Origin of the sequence: Nocardioides ferulae (assembly GCF_003660455.1) — a bacterium.
GTDB classification, from domain to species: domain Bacteria; phylum Actinomycetota; class Actinomycetes; order Propionibacteriales; family Nocardioidaceae; genus Nocardioides; species Nocardioides ferulae.
In genome coordinates this window covers 1-1,228 of record NZ_QZVR01000057.1, presented here as the reverse complement: position 1 = coordinate 1,228, position 1,228 = coordinate 1, and the positions used below count along the sequence as shown (strand labels likewise).

Here is a 1,228-nt window from a genome sequence, read left to right as displayed (position 1 = left end):
GCGGCCCCCGACCGGGAAGCCGCATAGAGAAGCCCTCCACGATTCGGGGGGAACCACAACTCCATTCGCGGACAGCAGGATCGTGAGGACGGGAAGCGCCTCGGCGTGCGGCCATGACACACACGATGGAGATCTCATGATGAGGAAGACGCTGGCCGTGATTGCCCTGATGGCCACCGCGGGCCTGACATTGACCGCGTGCGGAGAGGGCTCGGACGACGAGGCGAAGAGCAGCACGCCCAGCAAGAGCGAGTTCAACGACGCCGACGTCAGCTTCGCTCAGGAGATGATCCCCCACCACGAGCAGGCGATCGAGATGGCGCAGCTGGCCCAGGGACGGGCGAGCAGCGCGGACGTGCTGGAGCTTGCTGAGAACATCGAGGTGGCCCAGGGGCCTGAGATCGACACGTTGGGAAGCTGGCTCGAGTCCTGGGGCGAGGACGTGCCCTCCGGTGACATGGCCGGGATGGACCACGGAGACATGAGCAACGACTCCGGCGGGACCATGCCCGGCATGATGGACGAGGAAGAGATGAACGACCTGAAGGGCGCTTCCGGAGCAGCCTGGGACCGCATCTTCCTCGAGATGATGATCGAGCACCACGAAGGCGCCATCCAGATGGCTCAAGTGGAGCTAGAAGATGGGCAGAACCCGCACGCGCACGCCATGGCGAGCAAGATCATCCGCGATCAGCAAGCCGAGATCATCCAGATGGAGCAGCTCCTGGAGCCCTAGGCCCGCCAGAGAAGGCCCATGTGGCGAGGACTGGACCCGCACGCCACGCCCGGGCCGGCGTGCCGCCGGACACACCCCCCGACGCCAGTCCGGCGGCACGCCTTCTGTCTGACCCCGTTCCTGTGCGGCGTCACCCTCGGCCAACATCGGGTATCCGTAGTGCCGGCTGGGCCGAACATGCGAAGACCGCTGAGTGTCCGGACAGGCGGGGCCAGAACGGCGGGAGGAGTGCCTCGATGGCGTCGCGCAGCAGGTGTATGGCGCCCGCATTGGCCTTGTCACCGGGTCCTAGGACGACATCGACGGCACAGAGGAAGCATACGAGTTCTTTATGTCTCGTAGTCAGGCTAGGGGTGTCGAAATCGAGAGAGGAGTTCGCAATGAGGGCGAAACTGCGGAGAGCTGTGCTGGTCGGGATGGCTACAACGCTGGGTGTCGCGATCTGGCCCGCTGTCTCCTTGGCGAGCCAGGCGCCGGATCCAGTCGCCGCCC

The 1,228-nt window shown here is 65.4% G+C and carries 1 protein-coding gene; it reads left to right on the top strand.

Going from position 1 to position 1,228, the window contains the following annotated elements; all coding sequences use genetic code 11:
* Nucleotides 1–139: 139 nt before the first annotated feature.
* Nucleotides 140–736 carry a DUF305 domain-containing protein gene (locus D6B71_RS22395; RefSeq protein WP_206051930.1) on the top strand — a complete coding sequence of 199 codons (597 nt, stop codon included), beginning with the start codon at nt 140–142 and terminating at the stop codon, nt 734–736.
* The last annotated feature ends 492 nt before the right edge of the window (nt 737–1,228 follow it).

Coding starts and splice junctions, on each gene's coding strand:
- D6B71_RS22395 (WP_206051930.1), top strand. CDS start 140: ATGAGGAAGACGCTGGCCGTGATTGCCCTGATGGCCACCGCGGGCCTG.